The organism is Cupriavidus sp. C1SS-2L, from assembly GCF_057073735.1.
In genome coordinates, this window is the sequence record NZ_CP172710.1 from 116046 (window position 1) to 132144 (window position 16099).

The window sequence follows — 16099 nt, forward strand, 5'->3', positions numbered from 1 at the left end:
TAGGGCGCTTCCACTATCAGAGATCACAGGAGCATCTCATGGGCGGGCTGGGCGAACAGGGGCGCCAGGACAAGGACGAGTTCGACGACGACAGTCCGGCGGTTTCCCGCCTGACCAATGTTGCACTTCGCGAACGCGCTTATGCCGAACTGGCTAACGCGTTGCGGGCAGGGCGTTTTTCGCCGGGGAGTTCGGTGACCATTCGCGGTCTTGCCGTCCTGCTCGGGACCAGCACCATGCCGGTCCGCGAAGCCGTAAGCCGCTTGGTGACCGAGGGCGCCCTGGAACTACAGCAGAATCGGACACTGCGTGTCCCGGAAGTGTCGATAGAACGCCTGGACGATCTCATTGACACGCGTGCTACGCTCGAAGGGCGCGCTGCTTGGCTAGCCGCCGAGCGCATGACGCAGGCGGACTTCTCCAAAATCAAGGCTGCGGCGGAAGACTACAGTCACGCGGTGGATGCTGGCGACGTGCCGGCTGCGGTTGAGGCAAACGAGCAACTGCACTTTACGATTTACCGAGCCTCCCATTCGGAGTTGCTGGTTTCACTGATTGAAATGCTCTGGCTTCAGAGCGGGCCATACCTTGCGGCTGTCATGAAGCAGATGCAATCGACCCGCGAGATCTTGCATGACCGGGGCATCATGCACCACTTCAATATTCTGGCCGCACTGGCCAAGCGCGATCCACAAGCATCTAGCGACGCTGTCCAGTCCGATATCATCGATGCGGCCAAGTGGTACAAGACGCAGATTTTCTCTGCGGATGGGACACCTATCCTGGTGCCTGCTCCAGAACGCAAACGGCGTGGCAGGGCCCCGGCTCCGGTTGAGTAAAGCACTGGCATGACGTACTTGGTATGGTGGGTTCCAGTGGCCCGCCATGCCTTGGGTTCTATGAGATCCGCTCTCCGCCCCTGCAAGTAATTCATGTGAAGTTTTCTGGCGGATAAGGCGCCGATCATGGCAGCCTGCTGCAGAACGCAAACGCCGAGGCAGGGCCCCGGCGTTATTGAGTCAAGCGCTGGCATGACGTACTCAGTATGGCGGGTTCCGTGGCCCGCCATACCTTGCTTGGGTCCTATGAGACCTGCTTTGCATCCTGCAAATAGGCCATGCCGAGCCTCACATATTCATCCGCTGCCCAAGCCAGCTCCCTGACTTCCTCATCGGTCAATGTACGCACGACACGGCCTGGTGTACCCAGGACCAGGCTTCTCGGCGGAATGACTTTTCCGGGAGGAATCAGGGCACCGGCACCGATCAGTGACTGCTCACCGATCTGCGCCCCGTCCAGAACCGTGGCGCCGATGCCGATCAAGGCCCCATCCGCGACGCTGCATCCATGTAAGCTGGCCTGATGTCCGACGCTTACACCATCTCCGATAATGACCGGATGCCCTGGATCGGCATGCACAACAACGCCGTCCTGCAGGTTGGTCCGTGCCCCGATGGTAATCGGCTCCACGTCCGCACGCAGTACCGCCGAGAACCATACGGAACTGTTGTCTCCCAGTATCACGGCGCCGACCACGGTCGCATTGGCTGCAAGAAAGCAGGATTGGCCGACGGACGGTATCGATTTGCCATAACGCACGAGCATCACGCCGCCCTCCGCGTCGAGACGTCGTTACGCAATTTCTCCGTCGCTGCACTATCCAGGGCACCGTCTTGGTCGACGACAACCGCGTAGACGTCACGAGCACGCTCAATGCTCAAGTAACCCTCGGCCACGTCCTTGCGAACCAGCTCAGGGTCGCGGGTATGCGGGCTGCCGTAGCCGCCGCCGCCGCAGGAAAACGACAGAATAGTCTCGCCGTCGCGCAGCGTGACGACGCCGCCGGCCGGCAGGGGTTCGAGGCTGCCGGATTGCAGGCGTCGCTGCTGGCCGGAGTTAGCGCCGGCGAGACCGCCACGGACGCCCTTCGGGCCGTTGACAGAGCCGTCGCTGACATAGCCGATGTCCATCTCGCAGCCGCGCGGGCCGAACTCAACAAACATGCTCCGCGCACCGTTGTAGCGACCGGCACCTTCGCTGTCAGGCACAAAGCTGCGAGAGCGAACAAATAGCGGGTGGCGCATTTCATCGAGCTCCACACTGTCCTGGAAGCACAGCCCCGCGTTACCGACGTGTCCGATTGTCTGCCATGCATCGGCGGTTGGCCCCGCGGCGCCGCCGGTGAAGCCAAGGAACAACTGGTTGATAAAGCGATGACCCGTGCTGGGGTCGATGCCCGAAATCACCCCGATTGCCGGGGGGATCACGGCACCGCATTCCGCCAGTCCGGCGCCATCTGCCATTTCGGCGACGGCGGTCTGCACGGCATTGGCGACGCGATCGGCCATATTCGTGGTGGCGACGGAGCACGAGGTGGGATGCAGGGGGATGCCAACCACGCAACCCTCGCGCAAACGAATATCGATGCGGCGGAAGGATCCGGAGTTCTTGGGCACCGTGTGCTCGATACTGTTGAAGACGCCGACCATTGCTGCTGTCCGTGCGCACGCTTCGCTGAGATTGAGACCACATGGAAGGCAATCCGGATTATCACGCAGATCCACTGTCACCTTGCCATTGGCGGGATCCACGTCGATCTGGGCACGGATCGTTACGCCTTCCTCCGGCATGCCGGGGAATAGCGCGTCATGGGTGCTGGTGCCCGTCCCGCGTCCAGCAGTCAGCGATTGAATGGCGCTGATCATGCGTTGCTCGGAGTAATCCAGGTAGTCGACTGCATAACGCTCCAGTCGGTCCCAGCCGAGTTCTTCACCCAGGGCTAGCAGTTCCCGTTCACCAATGCGGGCAGCACCGACCATTGCCAGGTAGTCGCCCCACCATTGTTCAGGCACGCGGATGCGCATTTTGCACATACGCACAATATCTTCGATACTGTTGTAGTCCTGCTGCACCTTGACCGCAGGGAAGATCAGGGCTCCTTCATGGTAAATGTCGCGGGCGCCGCCCATATAAGTGGTGGGCTCCGAGTTGCCGCAGTCGGCCTGGTGCGCCTTGGCCACCACCGTAAAGCGGTGAATGCCCTGGTCGTCAATCACCGGCACCAGGATGGTGTGGTCGGCCGGGTGAGAGCAGCCGTGATAGGGCGAATTGTGGAGGAAGGCGTCGCCACGGCGCAGCACCGGGTGGAACTGCTTCATCGTCGCGCTCATCATGTCTGGACCACTTAGCACATGAATGGGCAGACTTTCGGCTGCCGCCAGTAGTTGGCAGTCCGCAGTGACGATGCAGCAGGAGAAGTCCCGCGCGATATTGAGCACGCCTGACCGACCACTGCGAAGCAGTGTATTGGCCATCTTGCGGGCGACGCCCTCAAGCCGGTTAGTAATTAATGCGAGCTGGACGCCATCCGTGGCGGGACGTTCGATCGTGTCTCGTTGCATGAGTAGCTCCTGATTAATCGCGGCCGGGAAGAATAGAAAGACTGCCGCTGGCCCGACGCGTGGCGCTCGCCCCGGGGTTCAACACGACAGTGGTAAATGACGACTCGATGATTGCCGGGCCGCGGACGGTTTCCGAGGAATCGAGTGCTTCGAAGCGGACCACCGCGGTGTCAACATAGCCTGAGCCTTCGAAATAGGCTTTGCGAACGGGGTTTGCGATCGGGCGTGCGATCGAGTTGGCAAGCGTGCCGCCCTCCTGCGCGCGGATGCGACAGGCAACCGTCGCTCGCCAGCCCACGATCTCAATGGGCGAACCCGCGTCGCGGATAGCAAAGACTTCCTCGTGGGCCCGGTGAAAGCCTTCGACCAGCGCGGCAATGCCCGTCTCCGTATGTATGCCATGCGGAGGCAACTGAACCTCAAGCTCCCATACCTGCTCCGGATAGCGAGCCTCTGCCCAGAGTGTTACGGTCTGAGCGAGAGAGCCCTTGCCCGGGCCATCGATAAACTCCTGACAACGACTGGTGAGGTCGTTCAGCACTTCCCGCACGCCAGCGAAGTCAAAGGCGTCGCTTCGCGTGAAGAAGGTGGCGTGGTAATGAGAGGTCAGGTCGGACATCATGGCGCCGGCAGCGCTCATGGTGGCACCGACTTGCGGAATGACCAGGCGCGGTGAGCTCAGGCGCCGCGCAATCAGTACGGAATTCAGTCCAGCTGCACCACCGCCGCCGATGAGGACGGCCTCGCTTGGGTCGATACCCTGGTTGATGGTGATGTCGCAGATGGCCTGCACCATGTTCTCGGTGGCAATGCTGATGATGGAGGCTGCAGCAGCTTCCACTGACATGCCCAGGGGCGTAGCGATATGGGTCTGGATTGCCTCACGTGCAGCAACCGCGTCCAGTCTCATGGTGCCGCCGAGGAAGAAGTCGGGGTCGATATAACCCAACGCGAGCGAGGCGTCCGTGACAGTCGGCAACGTGCCGCCTCGGCCATAGCAAACAGGCCCCGGCACGGCGCCGGCACTGCTGGGGCCGACGTGCAGCATGCCGCCACCGTCTACCCAGGCGATGGAGCCACCGCCTGCGCCCACGCTCTTTACGTCCACCGAGGGGAATCCCGTCATGACGCCGCGATAGGGGGCGCCGATCCAGGTTTCCTGGGACCATGGCACTCTGCCCCGACGCACCAGGCTGACATCGTAGGTCGTGCCACCAGTGTCGGCCACGATTGCCGTTCCCGTGTCCTCGTCGGTTTGCGCGAAATAGCGACCGGAAATTGGGGCCATAGAAGGACCGGAATTGATGAGGTGGATTGGCGCGTCCGCGACGTGGTCCGCATCCATGACTCCGCCTTGTGAGGTGACCACCACGACGCGTCCCGGGAAGCCCGCTGATTTGAGTCGGTCCACCAGCGTATGCATATAGGCACGCATCATCGGCTTGAGAGACGCATCGATGCAGCTGGACGAAGCGCGGCGGAATTCCCGGGGAATCGGGTTGAGTTGGTGCGATAGCGTGAAGGGCACGCCGGGAAGGTGGGCTTGGATAAGCTCGGCGACACGAAGCTCGTGCGCAGGATTCACGATCGACCATAGCAGGCATACCGCAACGGCTTCGATGCCTGCATGTCGCATTTCATCGAGGGACCGGGTGAGCGCGGCCTCGTCCAGCGGCTCCAACTCGGTGCCGTCAGCCAGGATGCGGCCGGGGACCTCCCAAGTAAGCGCCCTCGGCACAAACGGATCGGGATACGCCACCGTGAAGTTGAACGGCTCCAGGCGACCACCCTCGCGCAAAGTCAAGATATCGCGGTGACCAGAGGGCACTAGCAGCGCGGTACGAGCGGTATTGCCAGTGATGATGGCGTTGATCGCATGCGTGGTCCCGTAGATGAACATCTCGCCGCGCGCCAGCATGGTATCGCGCGAAAGCCCGAGACCATCGGCCGCAACCTGCAGGGCATCCAGGACTCCGCTGATGGGGTCCGACGGAGTCGTCGGAGACTTAAACATATGCAAATTCCCGACTTCATCTTCAACGATGAGGTCGGTGAAGGTACCGCCCGTGTCTACTGCAAAACGCATGAATCGTCTCCTGTAAGCCAACCTGGCGCGGCGTCGGGGCCCTGTGACGCCGCCAGCGAGTTCAGTATATTTATCGATGTTTGTGATCACAAGAGCAATGGGCGGCAAACCGCAAAAGTAAGGGTAAACACCTACAAAACAAGGTAAAAATCGCGAATAACTGAGTCAATACGAAAAATACATTTGATTTGTGATCACGAAACGGCTACCTTTTGTTCTGGAGAACGATCCCGTCGCAAAGGCGGCCGACGAATTCAGAACAGAGGAGCAGGAAATGCACAACACAGCGAAAGTCGCGATCGTCACTGGCGGCTCACAAGGTATTGGCGAGGCTGCCGCAAGGCGGCTCGCGGCAGATGGCTTTCGAATCGCCGTGGTCGCCAGTTCGGACCGTGCGAAGGCTGGCAACGTCGCGGAGGCCATCAACAGCAACGGTGGCGATGCTGCAGGCTTTACATGCGACGTCCGTGACCCTCAAGCAGCCCGCAGGCTTATCGCTGAGGTCCAAAACATGTTCGGGAGGATCGATGTCCTGGTGAATGCCGCGGGGATCTTCAAGCCGACACCGGCTGGCAGTTCCGACGCCCAGCAGGTCAATCAGATGATCGACACGAATCTGAAGGGCACATGGAACACCATTGATGCTGTGGTGCCAGTGCTGAAGGCTGCCGGGGGCGGGCGAATCGTCAATGTGGCGTCGGTCGCAGGGGTGACTGGGTTTGGCACTTACGCCATCTATTGTGCGACCAAGGCCGGCATCATCCTCGCGACGCGTGCGTTGGCATGCGAACTTGGCCGCGAAAACATCAATGTCAATTGCGTGGCGCCAGGGAACACGGCCACCGCCATCAACGAAGACATTCGCAATGATGCTGCCATGCAAGGCCTGCGCGACTACATGACCGCGCGTACGCCGAGTACGCGAACTTTCTCTGAGCCGGAGGACATTGCAGGCGCCATCGCTTTCCTAGCGTCCGACGCCGCGCGCGCCATGCATGGCAGTTGCATATTGATGGATGAAGGCATATCCGCAGGACTGTGACACGCTGGCTCTTTGAATCAACGATAAAAAGGTACTTGTTCAATGAAAGAAAGAGTCCTGGTGACGGGCGGCGCCGACAGTGTCGGTCGCGTTATCGCGGAGCTGTTCCGTGCTCGAGGCGCGCTTGTGCATATTTGTGACGTACGCGAGGACGCACTTGCAGAGACCCTGCGCGCTAACCCCGGCATGACTGGAACGGTCGCCAATGTAGGCAGACCCGATGAAGTTGCGAAAGTAGTGCGGGACGCCGAACGCCATTTCGGCGACATCTCAGTCCTCGTGAACAACGTCGGCATCGCGGGGCCGAGGGCGGCAATCGAAGATATCTCCGACGAGGCGTGGCGCGAGACACTCGACGTCAATGTTGGCGCGATGTTCCAGTTTATGAAGCGTGTCGTTCCTGCCATGAAACGGCGCCGACATGGCGCAATCATCAATTTCTCGACCGGCTCGACCCGCACCCGACTGCCAATGCGTACGCCGTATGTCGTGTCTAAAGCCGCAGTCGAATCGCTCACATTGAACGCGGCGCGCGAGCTTGGACCGTTCAATGTTCGTTGCAACGCGATTCTGCCAGGCATGATCGACAACGAAAGGATGCAACGAATCGTCGCCAACATTGCACAGGAATCCGGGCGTGCCGCGGAAGAGGTGGAATCGGACTATCTGAAGTACATATCGTTGCGCAGCAAGGTTCAGCCAGAAGACCTCGCGCAGACTGTTCTCTTTCTCGCGTCGGATGCCGCGTCAAAGATTACCGGCGAGCTACTGGCCGTCAGCGGAAACGTCGAATGGGAGATCTGACAATGTCACGCAAAGTTATTCTTACCTGTGCCGTCACAGGAAACGCTCCGTTTAATCCCAAGCACCCATCGATGCCGATTACACCGACGCAGATTGCCGATGCCTGCGTGGAGGCGGCGAAGGCCGGTGCTTCTGTCGCGCACATTCACGTGCGCGACCCCAAGACGGGGGGCGGCAGTCGTGATCCAGTGCTGTTCAAGGAGGTGGTTGACCGAGTACGCTCTTCGGGTACCGACATTGTGCTGAATCTCACCTGTGGGCTGGGCGCGTTCCTACTACCGGATCCCGAAGACGAATCTAAGGCGCTACCTGAAAGTGACGTAGTCCCGGTCGCTGAGCGAGTCAAGCATCTCGAAGACTGCTTGCCGGAAATTGCCTCGCTCGATATTACGACCGGCAACCAGGTGGAAGGAAAGCTTGAGTTTGTCTACCTGAATACCACCCGAACCTTGCGTGCGATGGCCCGGCGCTTCCAGGAACTGGGTATCAAGCCTGAGCTGGAGGTGTTTAGTCCAGGCGACATCTTGTTCGGCAAGCAGCTGATTGAAGAGGGTCTAATTGACGGCGTGCCGCTCTTCCAGATGGTGCTGGGAGTACTGTGGGGTGCACCCGCCAGCACGGAGACAATGATTTATCAGCGCAATCTCATTCCAGCCAATGCTCAATGGGCGGCCTTTGGTATTGGACGAGATCAAATGCCAATGATGGCGCAGGCAGCTTTGCTTGGCGGCAACGTGCGCGTTGGCTTGGAAGACAATCTGTACCTGAGCCGTGGCGTCTTTGCCACCAACGGTCAGCTTGTCGAGCGCGCGCGCACGGTGATCGAGCACTTGGGCATGTCGGTCGCGACGCCGGATGAAGCTCGTGACATCATGGGCTTGTCTCGACCTGCATAAAAGACTAGGGGCGGGAGGCAACCAATGCTCCTGCCCCGAACCAAGATCTACAACCTATGTGGCCAGCAGGCGAGGGGCCCATCTGTGATTCCCTTGCCCGAGGCGGACTTGTCGTAAGGCCGGGAAGGTGAACAGGCCCTTAGGTACTTTGGCTCCCGCCAATGCGGTGCTTGTCCTGCGTGGCCTCACACCTACCGACCGCGCGACGCTGATCCGGAGGCGCTCCACTGTGCAGTCACCGAAGACGACCTTGCTAGTAGCAACAATTTGCCTACCCGGACCACCGCCCGGCTTGCTCAGGTCGTAGTCGGTCCTTCTTTCCTTGCTCGCTTCTTAGCAGCCGGCGCCCGCGGCCCCGCGCTTGGCAGCCGGGCACGGGGTTCCCATTCCGCAGCGACCATTTCACGAGCGGTTTCGCGCAACAATTCCCGCAGCCAGACAATGGCCGGATCGCTCTCCTGGTACTTCTGCCATTGCAGGTGCTCGGAGAATGCAGGCAGGTCGATCGGGCACGTCACGCGCCGCAGGCCAAATCGCTGGGCCATCTGTTCGGCCAACCGCGTGGGCAGGGTCGCAATGCGGTCCGTGCCGGACAAAAGCGCTGGGACAAGTGTGAAGCTAGGTGCGATAACGTCTTGGCGCCGGGTGCGCTTACCCGTGGCGATCAGCCGTGAATCGAAGGTCACGCGCCGCCCGCCGCCCCATTCCACGCCGATGTGGGCCGCATCGAAGTAGGTCTCGACCGTCAGGCCATCCTGTCCGACGGTGCTGTCGGCGCTGACGAGGCAAGAGAACGTGTCCTCGAACAGCGGCTCGGACGGGTGCCCCGGCACCATGGCAAACTCCGGCGCGATCAGCAGCTCGGCCTCGCCGCTCTCCAGATGCTCGGGCGTCTGGGGGCTGATCGCGCGCAGGTCGAACTGCATTAGCGGGGCCGCTTCAGCCGCGCGCCGGATCACCTGTGACAAAAAGACGCTGATCACGTAGTCGGACGACTCGATGATGAAGCGGCGCGTCGACGTGGCCGGGTCGAAGGACGGCCGCGCCCGCGTGATGGTCTGGATCTGCAGCAGTACATCACGCACCGGCTTCCTGAGCCCCAGGGCCAATGGCGTCAGCACCTGAGTCTTGCCGACGGCCACCAGCAGGTCGTCCTCGAAATACTCGCGCAGCCTGGCGAGCGAGCAGCTGGTGGCGGGCTGGCTCAGGAACAGCCGCTCCGCGGCCTTGCCCACGCTACGCGTCGAAAGCAAGGCGTCGAGCACCACGAGCTGATTCAGGTCCAGTTTGTTGAAGCGCATGGGCGATCTTTGATTTACCGAATGGATGTACCGAATTTAAACAATAAATTTTGTAAATGTCATCATCGGGCCAATAATCCGACCCACACGGCGACGCAGGCCGGGACCAACGAAAAAGAAACGGAGACAGACAGTGATTCGAGAGCCTCTTAGAGAGCCCGCCAGAGCGATGTCCCAATGGGGACTGGTAGCCACCCTGACGCTGGTGACGATGCTGGCGCAGATCGACAAGAACATTCTTGTGCTGATGGTCGGCCCCATCCAGCGCGAGTTCGGCGTTAACGATCTCCAGATCAGCTACCTGATTGGCGCTGCCTTCGCCATCTCGAATATCGCGGTGGGGCTTCCGGCGGGCTGGCTGGCCGATCGCCACAACCGCCGGGTGATCGTGGCGGTGGGTGTGCTGGTGTGGTCGATCGCAGTGGCCGCCAATGCCGCGGCTGCCGCGTTCATCACGCTGGTGGTCGCGCGCATTGTGGTGGGCGGTGCTGAGGCGCTGATTCCGCCCTCGTCATACTCGCTGATCCGTGACGGAGTTGACGACCAGCGGCGCGCGCGAGCGCTGTCCGTGTACACCATGGCCCTGATGCTGGGCACCGGTCTATCCCTTGTGCTTGGCGGCCCCATGCTCCACTGGATCGCATCGGCAGGCATCCGGACCATTCCGTTAATCGGGCCGGTACCGCCCTGGCAGATGACGCTGTTCCTGATCGGCATTGCCGGGCTTCCCGTGGGCCTGCTGATCTTCCTGTGTCGCGATCCGGGCCGTCCATTGAGCGAAGCCCATGGCGGCAAGCCGAGCACCAGGGCCGCGCTCCGGCATCTCGCCGACAACAAGTCCCTGTTCTTGCCGCTGGTGGCCTTTGCGGTTTGCAATGCCATGATCACCTACGGTCTGGGTGCGTGGATCCCGACCATCGTGGCTCGCCGCTTCCAGCTTGGCATGGGCGAGATCGGGCTGATCCAGGGCGGCTTGCTACTCACCATGGGGCCGCTCGGCCTGTGGCTCGCGGGCCTGGCCATGGATGCGCGCGCTTGCGCCAATCGGCTGTCCGGCGTGGCGCTGGTTGGCATGGTCGTGAGCATCGCCGTGCCCTGCCTCGGGGTCATGCTTTGCGTGGCTGGCACGCCGAGTGCCTTCTGGCTGCTGGACGCCATGGTCGTGCTGTTCTCATGGACCTTCATGGCCGTCACATCGACCATCGTGGCAAGGACGGTGCCTACCACCGCGGTCGGGCTGGTCATGGCGATCGTGCTGGTGCTCAATGGGCTGATCGGGCAGGGCCTCTCGCCCACCCTGATCGCGTTGGCGGGCAAGCATGTATTCGACGCCCGCTCGGATGCCCTGGCGCATGGCATGGCCCTGGTGTTTGCCTGTGCCGGCGTGCTGGCGGTGGCGGCTTCAGGCTGGATGTACCGGTCATTGCTGCACGCCGAGTCGGAAGGCGGGCTGTCTGCCACCCCTGCGCAAATCCCCTCCCGCTAGTACCCATCCCATAGACGGATTGAAGAAGCCGGCTGTCAACCGACGGCCGCGCAGGGCGGCGTGCGCCCGGAAATATCGATAAAGAAGACTCGGAGACTCAGGAATGAGGAAGGCAGCTTTGTCGCTGGTCAGCGCCACCATGTTGGCGGCCGGCCCCCTGCCCGCAAGGGCCCAATCGTCGGTCACGTTGTCGGGCCTGCTAGGGACCGGCGTGTCCTACACCACCAATGCCGGCCCCGGCGGGGGCGGACAGTTCCAGCTCAGCGGTACCCATGCCGTGCCCTTTATCGCCATGTCCGGTAAGGAAGCCATTGACAGCGACATGGCCGCGATCTTCCGGATCAGCAAGTATGTGTTCCTGGATACCGGTAACTCCACGCCGTTCGAGAGCTATGTCGGAGTGAGCTCCAACGCCCTGGGGACCATCACGCTGGGTTCCACCTATGACCTCCTGGCCGACCTGGTCCCCTTCACCTCGGAGCGCTATACGTCGCTGCTGGCCACGCACCCCGGCAACTTGGACCGGACCGTGGGCAACGCGCTTAACAGCACCGTCAAGTACAAGTCACCGCTGTTCGGCGGACTGCAGTTCGGCGCCATGTACGCGTTTGGGAACGCCAGCTCTGCAACCAATACCGGGCGCGCTGTCGGCGCCGAGGTCAGCTACTCCAGCGGCCCGATACAGGGTGCTGTGGTCTGGGAGTCGGTCAACGGCGTGCCCTACGCACCGGGCCAGAAGCTGGGCATCACGCGACTGTATGGGATCGATTTCAGCAGCAATCCCACCGCCGCGATTCTGCAGAACCAGAACACGGCTAGCGCTGGCATTGCCTATGTCGACCACGGCTGGCGCGTAATGGGCAACTACAGCTATACGCGCCTTGAAGCCGCGGGCGTTAGGGAGACCGCTCAGTCGATCGATGTGGGCGCGTTCAAGTACGTCACCGCACAACTGCGCGTTGGCGGCGGCTATTCCTACACCACCCTCGATCCGTACAAGTGGAACCAGTTTCACGCGCATCTCGACTACGCCCTGTCCAAGCGTACCAGCGTCTATGTGCTTGGTGTGCTCCAGGTTGCCGGCTCCGGCCAACTTGCGGTGATGCGCAACCAGCCGCCTGCCACGTCTTCCCGCCAGATGGTGCTGGAAGCTGGCATGACCCATCTGTTCTGAGTGGAATCACTGGGCTTCGCCTAGGTTTCGGCCAATGCCGTTGAAGGAGAAAATGCAATGCAGTGGGATGTGATCGTAGTGGGCGGCGGGCCTTCCGGCCTGACCATGGCGGCGGAGCTGGCCGGGTCTGGTGTCACGACGCTTGTGCTGGAGCGCCGCACCGATGGTGTCCAGTCACGCGCCGGCACCATCATGCCCCGCGTCCTGGAGTTGTTGGATGCGCGCGGCATCGCGCATCGGTTTATCGAGAAGACGCGCGCGATCTCGAACTATCCGTTCCGGCCCTCGCATATCTGGGCGGGCTTCCATCCGATCAACTGGAAGTATCTGGAATCACGCTTCGGCTTCACGCTGGGACTGCCCCAGAACCACACCGAGGAAATCCTCGGGGCCTGGGCCGCGGAATGCGGGGCGGAGATTCGGACAGGCATGGAAGTCCTCGACGTCCGTCAGTCAGACGACGCAGTCGAGATCGATGTCTTGGATGTGGCGGGCACCGTCGCCACGTTGCATGCCCGCTATGCGGTCGGCGCCGATGGCGGGCGCAGCGTCGTGCGCAACCGGCTCGGCCTGCCGTTCGAGGGGCACTCCGGCACCTTCCGCGGCATTGTCATCGATGCGGAGCTGCATGCCCCCTGGCCCGGCGGCCGCGTCAACGTCGACAACGAGATGGGCTGGGTGCGCGGCTACGTGTTCGGCGACGGGGTCACCCGCTTCAATATCGTCCACCGCGACCGGCGCCACGCGCCGAAGGACGAGCCAGTCACGCTGGAAGAAGCGCTGCAATGCATCCGCGATGTGCACGGCACCGACTACGGCATTCGCGCCTTCCGCTGGGCATCCCGCTTCGACGACCAGATGCGCATGGTGTCCAGCCTGCGCAAGGGGCGCGTCTTCTTGGTTGGGGAATCGGCACGCATCCATTACCCGGCCAGCGGCGTAGGCATGAACTTCTGCCTGCAGGACGCCTTCAACCTGGGCTGGAAGCTGGCCAACGTCATCAACGGCGTGGCGGATCCGTCCACGCTTGATACCTATGACGCGGAGCGGCTGCCGGTCATGCACGCCCTGCTCGAGAGCGTCAAGGCGCAGTGCGCGCTTCAGTTCAACTTCGAGCCGGACGCGGTGGCGCTAAAGCGCCGCATGCAGGAACACATCATTCCGCTGCCCGATGTCCAGCGCAAGCTGGTCCTGGAGCTGAGCGGCCTGGAGGCGCCCTATCCGCGCGCGCCCAGCAGTCATTCGCTGACGGGGCAGCGGTGCCCGGACCTCGACCTGCTCCTGCCGGACGGCAGCGCCGTGGCGGTGACGCAGACGCTTAGGGAACGCCGCTTCGTACTGCTCGACCTGGAGGGTTTCAGCCGGCAGTTCGCGGCGCTGAACCTGTCCGGATGGCCGGTCACCGTGCTTGCCGCGCGCGCGGCAAGGATTCCCGCGTCGATGGAAGGCGTGAAGGCACTGTTGCTGCGCCCGGACGGCTACGTGGCCTGGGCGGCAACGGACGTCGCGCAGGCTGCCGAGGCGGAAGCGCAACTGGCGAAATGGCTGAAACGGTGAAGCGATGAACGAACGACGACTGCTACTTACCGGCGGCTGGATTCTCAGCATGGATCCGGCGGTCGGAGATCTACGCCAGGGTGATATCCTGATCGAAGGCGACCGGATTGCCGCCGTGGCCCCGCGCATCGAGGCCCCCGAGGCCCAGCGCATCGACGCGGCCGGGATGATCGTGCTGCCCGGCTTTGTCGACACGCATCGCCATACCTGGCAGAGCTGCGTCAGGCACCGCTATGCCGACATCGATCCGCAGATCTACTTCGCCGAGATGCTGGGGGCCACCGGCGCGGCATTCCGGCCGGATGATGTCTATATCGGCACCATGCTGGGCGCGGTGTCCGCACTGGACAGTGGCATCACCACGATGCTCGACTGGTCGCACGTGCAGAACTCTCCCGAGCACGCGGATGCCGCGGTCCTTGGCCTTCGCGATGCCGGCATCCGCGGCATATTCGCGCACGGCTGGCCGTTGGTCGAAGGCGCCTCATGGATGTTCGACAGCCAGCGCGGCCACCCCGAGGATATTCGCCGCTTGCGGGAACGCTACTTCTCGTCCGACGACCAACTGCTGACGCTCGCGATGGCGGCACGTGGCCCGGAAATGGCGTGCCGCGAGGTCTGGCTTTGCGATCTGCGCCTGGCGCGCGAGCTGGGCATCCGCTCATCCATCCATATGGGCGCCTATGCGCGCAACGGGACCGCAAGGGGCATTGCGCAGATGCATGAAGCGGGCGTGCTGGGCGATGACCTAACCTTCGTGCATTGCTGCTGCTCTGGCGAAGATGAGATCGCCATGATGGCTGACGCGGGCGTAAGCGCGTCGCTTGGCGTACATTGCGAGCTGAATGCGCAGGGCATTGGCGACCTCCCGCTGGATCGGATGCTTGCGGTTGGTATCCGGCCCAGCCTGAGCGGCGACACCGAGACCAAATGCTCGGGTGACATGTTCACGCAGATGCGCCATGCCTTTGCCTACTACCGTTCCTGGATGGGCGGCAACCATTCGCGTGTGGCCAATGCACCGGCGACGCTGTCGATGCGCGATGTGCTGGAGTTCGCGACCGTGGCGGGAGCCAGGGCCAACGGCCTGGACCACAAAGTCGGCTCGCTGACGCCAGGCAAGCAGGCCGACATCGTCATGATCCGCGGCGATGACCTGAACCTCGCGCCGGTGTCGGATGCCGTCGGCGCGGTGGTGCTGGCGGCGCATCCGGGAAATGTGGATACGGTGTTCGTAGCGGGCCGCACGGTCAAGCGCCATGGACGCATGACCGGTGTCGACGTGGACATGCTGCGCCACCGCGCAGCAGCATCTCAACACTACGTGCTCGGTCTGCGATGAAGACGCGCACCATGTCCGTCCCGCTCGATCCGGAACTGGCGGCCATCGTCGCGGCAATGCGCGAGGCCCGTGCTCCCGCTCCGTTCTCCGGGTCTCCGGAACACGCCAGGGAGCGCATGCGTTCGGCCGTCCTCGCGGCGCGCGCGCGCACGCCGCTGCCGGAGGTGGGGGCCATCGAGGATGGCATCGCCGTCCATGACGGCCAGCGCGTCCCGGTCCGGGTCTACCGTCCCCGCACAGCGTCCGCCATGTTAGCAACCGTGGTCTTCTTCCACGGCGGGGGCTTTGTGCTGGGCAGCGTCGAACTGATGGACGATATTGCGCGCAAGCTGTGTCGCGATCTCGATGCCGTCGTCGTTTCGGTCGACTACCGGCTGGCACCCGAGCATCCCTTTCCCGCTGCGCACGACGATGCGCTGGCCGCCACCTCATGGGCCATCCGCAACGTTTCCGCGCTTGGCGGAAATCCCGCACGGATCGCCGTGGCCGGCGAGAGCGCGGGGGCCAACCTAGCCGCATCGACTGCGCTGCTGCTGCGCGACCAAGGCGAAACCCTGGCGGCGCAGCTGCTGATCGTGCCGGGGGTCGACCTGGCCCGCGACACGCAGAAGCTCGAAGCCGCGCGCGGCGAATTCCCCATGTTGTCTCCCACTGACCTGCGCGACATCTCGCGGCTGTACATGGGTGAACGCGCCGCACTGGCCGGAAGGTTCCCGCCGTCGCCGATGCATGCCGTCAATGTTCACCGCCTGCCGCCGGCGGTGGTGGCGGTCGCCGGTCATGATCCCCTATGCGAGGAAGGCACGCGCTATGCGGCCCGACTTGAAGCGGCGGGCGTACCTGTCTGCCTACTTCGCTTCGATGACATGTTCCATCCGTTTTTCGGCTTCTTTGAGGCCTCCGCGTCGGCGCGCCGCGCCAACAACGCCATCTGCCACACCTTCAAGTCGTGGCTCCATCAACATGCCAGCCCCACGTCAACCTGACGGTGCAGGCAATACCCCAGTATC

At 62.5% G+C, this 16099-nt stretch carries 13 protein-coding genes; 9 read left to right on the forward strand and 4 right to left on the reverse strand.

Annotation, left to right across the window (positions count from 1 at the left end):
- The first annotated feature begins 38 nt into the window (after positions 1-38).
- Positions 39-839 carry a GntR family transcriptional regulator gene (locus tag ACIGJG_RS31225; RefSeq protein ID WP_483674252.1) on the forward strand — a complete coding sequence of 267 codons (801 nt, stop codon included), beginning with the start codon at positions 39-41 and terminating at the stop codon, positions 837-839.
- Positions 840-1083: 244 nt separating this feature from the next.
- On the opposite strand, the gene ACIGJG_RS31230 is transcribed toward ACIGJG_RS31225, so the two are convergent.
- From ACIGJG_RS31230 to ACIGJG_RS31240, 3 genes are read right to left on the reverse strand one after another with little or no spacing between them, the layout of a single operon-like run.
- Positions 1084-1605 (reverse strand): gamma carbonic anhydrase family protein, encoded by a 522-nt coding sequence (locus ACIGJG_RS31230; RefSeq protein ID WP_483674360.1) that lies wholly within the window; start codon positions 1603-1605, stop codon positions 1084-1086.
- Positions 1605-3401 carry a hydantoinase B/oxoprolinase family protein gene (locus ACIGJG_RS31235; RefSeq protein WP_011295973.1) on the reverse strand — a complete coding sequence of 599 codons (1797 nt, stop codon included), beginning with the start codon at positions 3399-3401 and terminating at the stop codon, positions 1605-1607. Before ACIGJG_RS31235 ends, ACIGJG_RS31230 begins: the two co-directional genes overlap by 1 nt.
- A 13-nt stretch (positions 3402-3414) precedes the next feature.
- A complete protein-coding gene (locus ACIGJG_RS31240; protein WP_483674253.1) occupies positions 3415-5487 on the reverse strand; it encodes a hydantoinase/oxoprolinase family protein in 2073 nt (690 codons plus the stop codon).
- 190 nt (positions 5488-5677) lie between these two features.
- Here ACIGJG_RS31240 and ACIGJG_RS31245 point away from each other — a divergent pair, with 190 nt between their 5' ends.
- Genes ACIGJG_RS31245 through ACIGJG_RS31255 form a run of 3 tightly spaced genes read left to right on the forward strand, consistent with a single transcriptional unit; the run spans position 5678 to position 8229 of the window.
- Entirely contained in the window at positions 5678-6529 is an 852-nt protein-coding gene (locus ACIGJG_RS31245) for an SDR family NAD(P)-dependent oxidoreductase (protein WP_245002009.1), read from the forward strand.
- A gap of 42 nt (positions 6530-6571) precedes the next feature.
- The gene (locus ACIGJG_RS31250; RefSeq protein ID WP_011295976.1) at positions 6572-7333 is read left to right on the forward strand and encodes an SDR family oxidoreductase; all 762 of its coding nucleotides are present in this window, start codon (positions 6572-6574) and stop codon (positions 7331-7333) included.
- Positions 7334-7335: 2 nt separating this feature from the next.
- On the forward strand, positions 7336-8229 hold the full coding sequence (locus tag ACIGJG_RS31255) for a beta-keto acid cleavage family enzyme (protein ID WP_483674255.1): 894 nt from the start codon (positions 7336-7338) through the stop codon (positions 8227-8229).
- A gap of 296 nt (positions 8230-8525) precedes the next feature.
- Here ACIGJG_RS31255 and ACIGJG_RS31260 read toward each other — a convergent pair whose 3' ends face one another.
- A complete protein-coding gene (locus ACIGJG_RS31260) occupies positions 8526-9530 on the reverse strand; it encodes a LysR family transcriptional regulator (RefSeq protein ID WP_011295978.1) in 1005 nt (334 codons plus the stop codon).
- 169 nt (positions 9531-9699) lie between these two features.
- On the opposite strand from ACIGJG_RS31260, the gene ACIGJG_RS31265 reads away from it, so the two are divergent.
- The 5 genes from ACIGJG_RS31265 to ACIGJG_RS31285 all read left to right on the forward strand — a co-directional run bounded on the left by ACIGJG_RS31265 (position 9700) and on the right by ACIGJG_RS31285 (position 16075).
- Entirely contained in the window at positions 9700-11016 is a 1317-nt protein-coding gene (locus ACIGJG_RS31265; protein ID WP_483674256.1) for an MFS transporter, read from the forward strand.
- Between the two features lie 103 nt (positions 11017-11119).
- Positions 11120-12190, forward strand: a complete 1071-nt coding sequence (locus ACIGJG_RS31270; protein WP_011295980.1) for a porin — start codon at positions 11120-11122, stop codon at positions 12188-12190.
- A 57-nt stretch (positions 12191-12247) separates the two neighbouring features.
- Positions 12248-13747: an FAD-dependent monooxygenase gene (locus ACIGJG_RS31275; protein WP_483674258.1), complete on the forward strand. Its 1500-nt coding sequence runs from the start codon at positions 12248-12250 to the stop codon at positions 13745-13747.
- 4 nt (positions 13748-13751) lie between these two features.
- The gene (locus ACIGJG_RS31280) at positions 13752-15089 is read left to right on the forward strand and encodes an amidohydrolase family protein (protein ID WP_483674259.1); all 1338 of its coding nucleotides are present in this window, start codon (positions 13752-13754) and stop codon (positions 15087-15089) included.
- Entirely contained in the window at positions 15086-16075 is a 990-nt protein-coding gene (locus ACIGJG_RS31285; RefSeq protein ID WP_483674260.1) for an alpha/beta hydrolase, read from the forward strand. Before ACIGJG_RS31280 ends, ACIGJG_RS31285 begins: the two co-directional genes overlap by 4 nt.
- Positions 16076-16099: the final 24 nt, after the last annotated feature.

What these genes read in the sequence shown, in the direction of transcription:
- ACIGJG_RS31260 (WP_011295978.1), bottom strand. Translation starts at nt 9,530, where the DNA reads ATGCGCTTCAACAAACTGGACCTGAATCAGCTCGTGGTGCTCGACGCC.
- ACIGJG_RS31225 (WP_483674252.1), top strand. Translation starts at nt 39, where the DNA reads ATGGGCGGGCTGGGCGAACAGGGGCGCCAGGACAAGGACGAGTTCGAC.
- ACIGJG_RS31230 (WP_483674360.1), bottom strand. Translation starts at nt 1,605, where the DNA reads ATGCTCGTGCGTTATGGCAAATCGATACCGTCCGTCGGCCAATCCTGC.
- ACIGJG_RS31270 (WP_011295980.1), top strand. Translation starts at nt 11,120, where the DNA reads ATGAGGAAGGCAGCTTTGTCGCTGGTCAGCGCCACCATGTTGGCGGCC.
- ACIGJG_RS31265 (WP_483674256.1), top strand. Translation starts at nt 9,700, where the DNA reads ATGTCCCAATGGGGACTGGTAGCCACCCTGACGCTGGTGACGATGCTG.
- ACIGJG_RS31280 (WP_483674259.1), top strand. Translation starts at nt 13,752, where the DNA reads ATGAACGAACGACGACTGCTACTTACCGGCGGCTGGATTCTCAGCATG.
- ACIGJG_RS31275 (WP_483674258.1), top strand. Translation starts at nt 12,248, where the DNA reads ATGCAGTGGGATGTGATCGTAGTGGGCGGCGGGCCTTCCGGCCTGACC.
- ACIGJG_RS31255 (WP_483674255.1), top strand. Translation starts at nt 7,336, where the DNA reads ATGTCACGCAAAGTTATTCTTACCTGTGCCGTCACAGGAAACGCTCCG.
- ACIGJG_RS31250 (WP_011295976.1), top strand. Translation starts at nt 6,572, where the DNA reads ATGAAAGAAAGAGTCCTGGTGACGGGCGGCGCCGACAGTGTCGGTCGC.
- ACIGJG_RS31235 (WP_011295973.1), bottom strand. Translation starts at nt 3,401, where the DNA reads ATGCAACGAGACACGATCGAACGTCCCGCCACGGATGGCGTCCAGCTC.
- ACIGJG_RS31285 (WP_483674260.1), top strand. Translation starts at nt 15,086, where the DNA reads ATGAAGACGCGCACCATGTCCGTCCCGCTCGATCCGGAACTGGCGGCC.
- ACIGJG_RS31240 (WP_483674253.1), bottom strand. Translation starts at nt 5,487, where the DNA reads ATGCGTTTTGCAGTAGACACGGGCGGTACCTTCACCGACCTCATCGTT.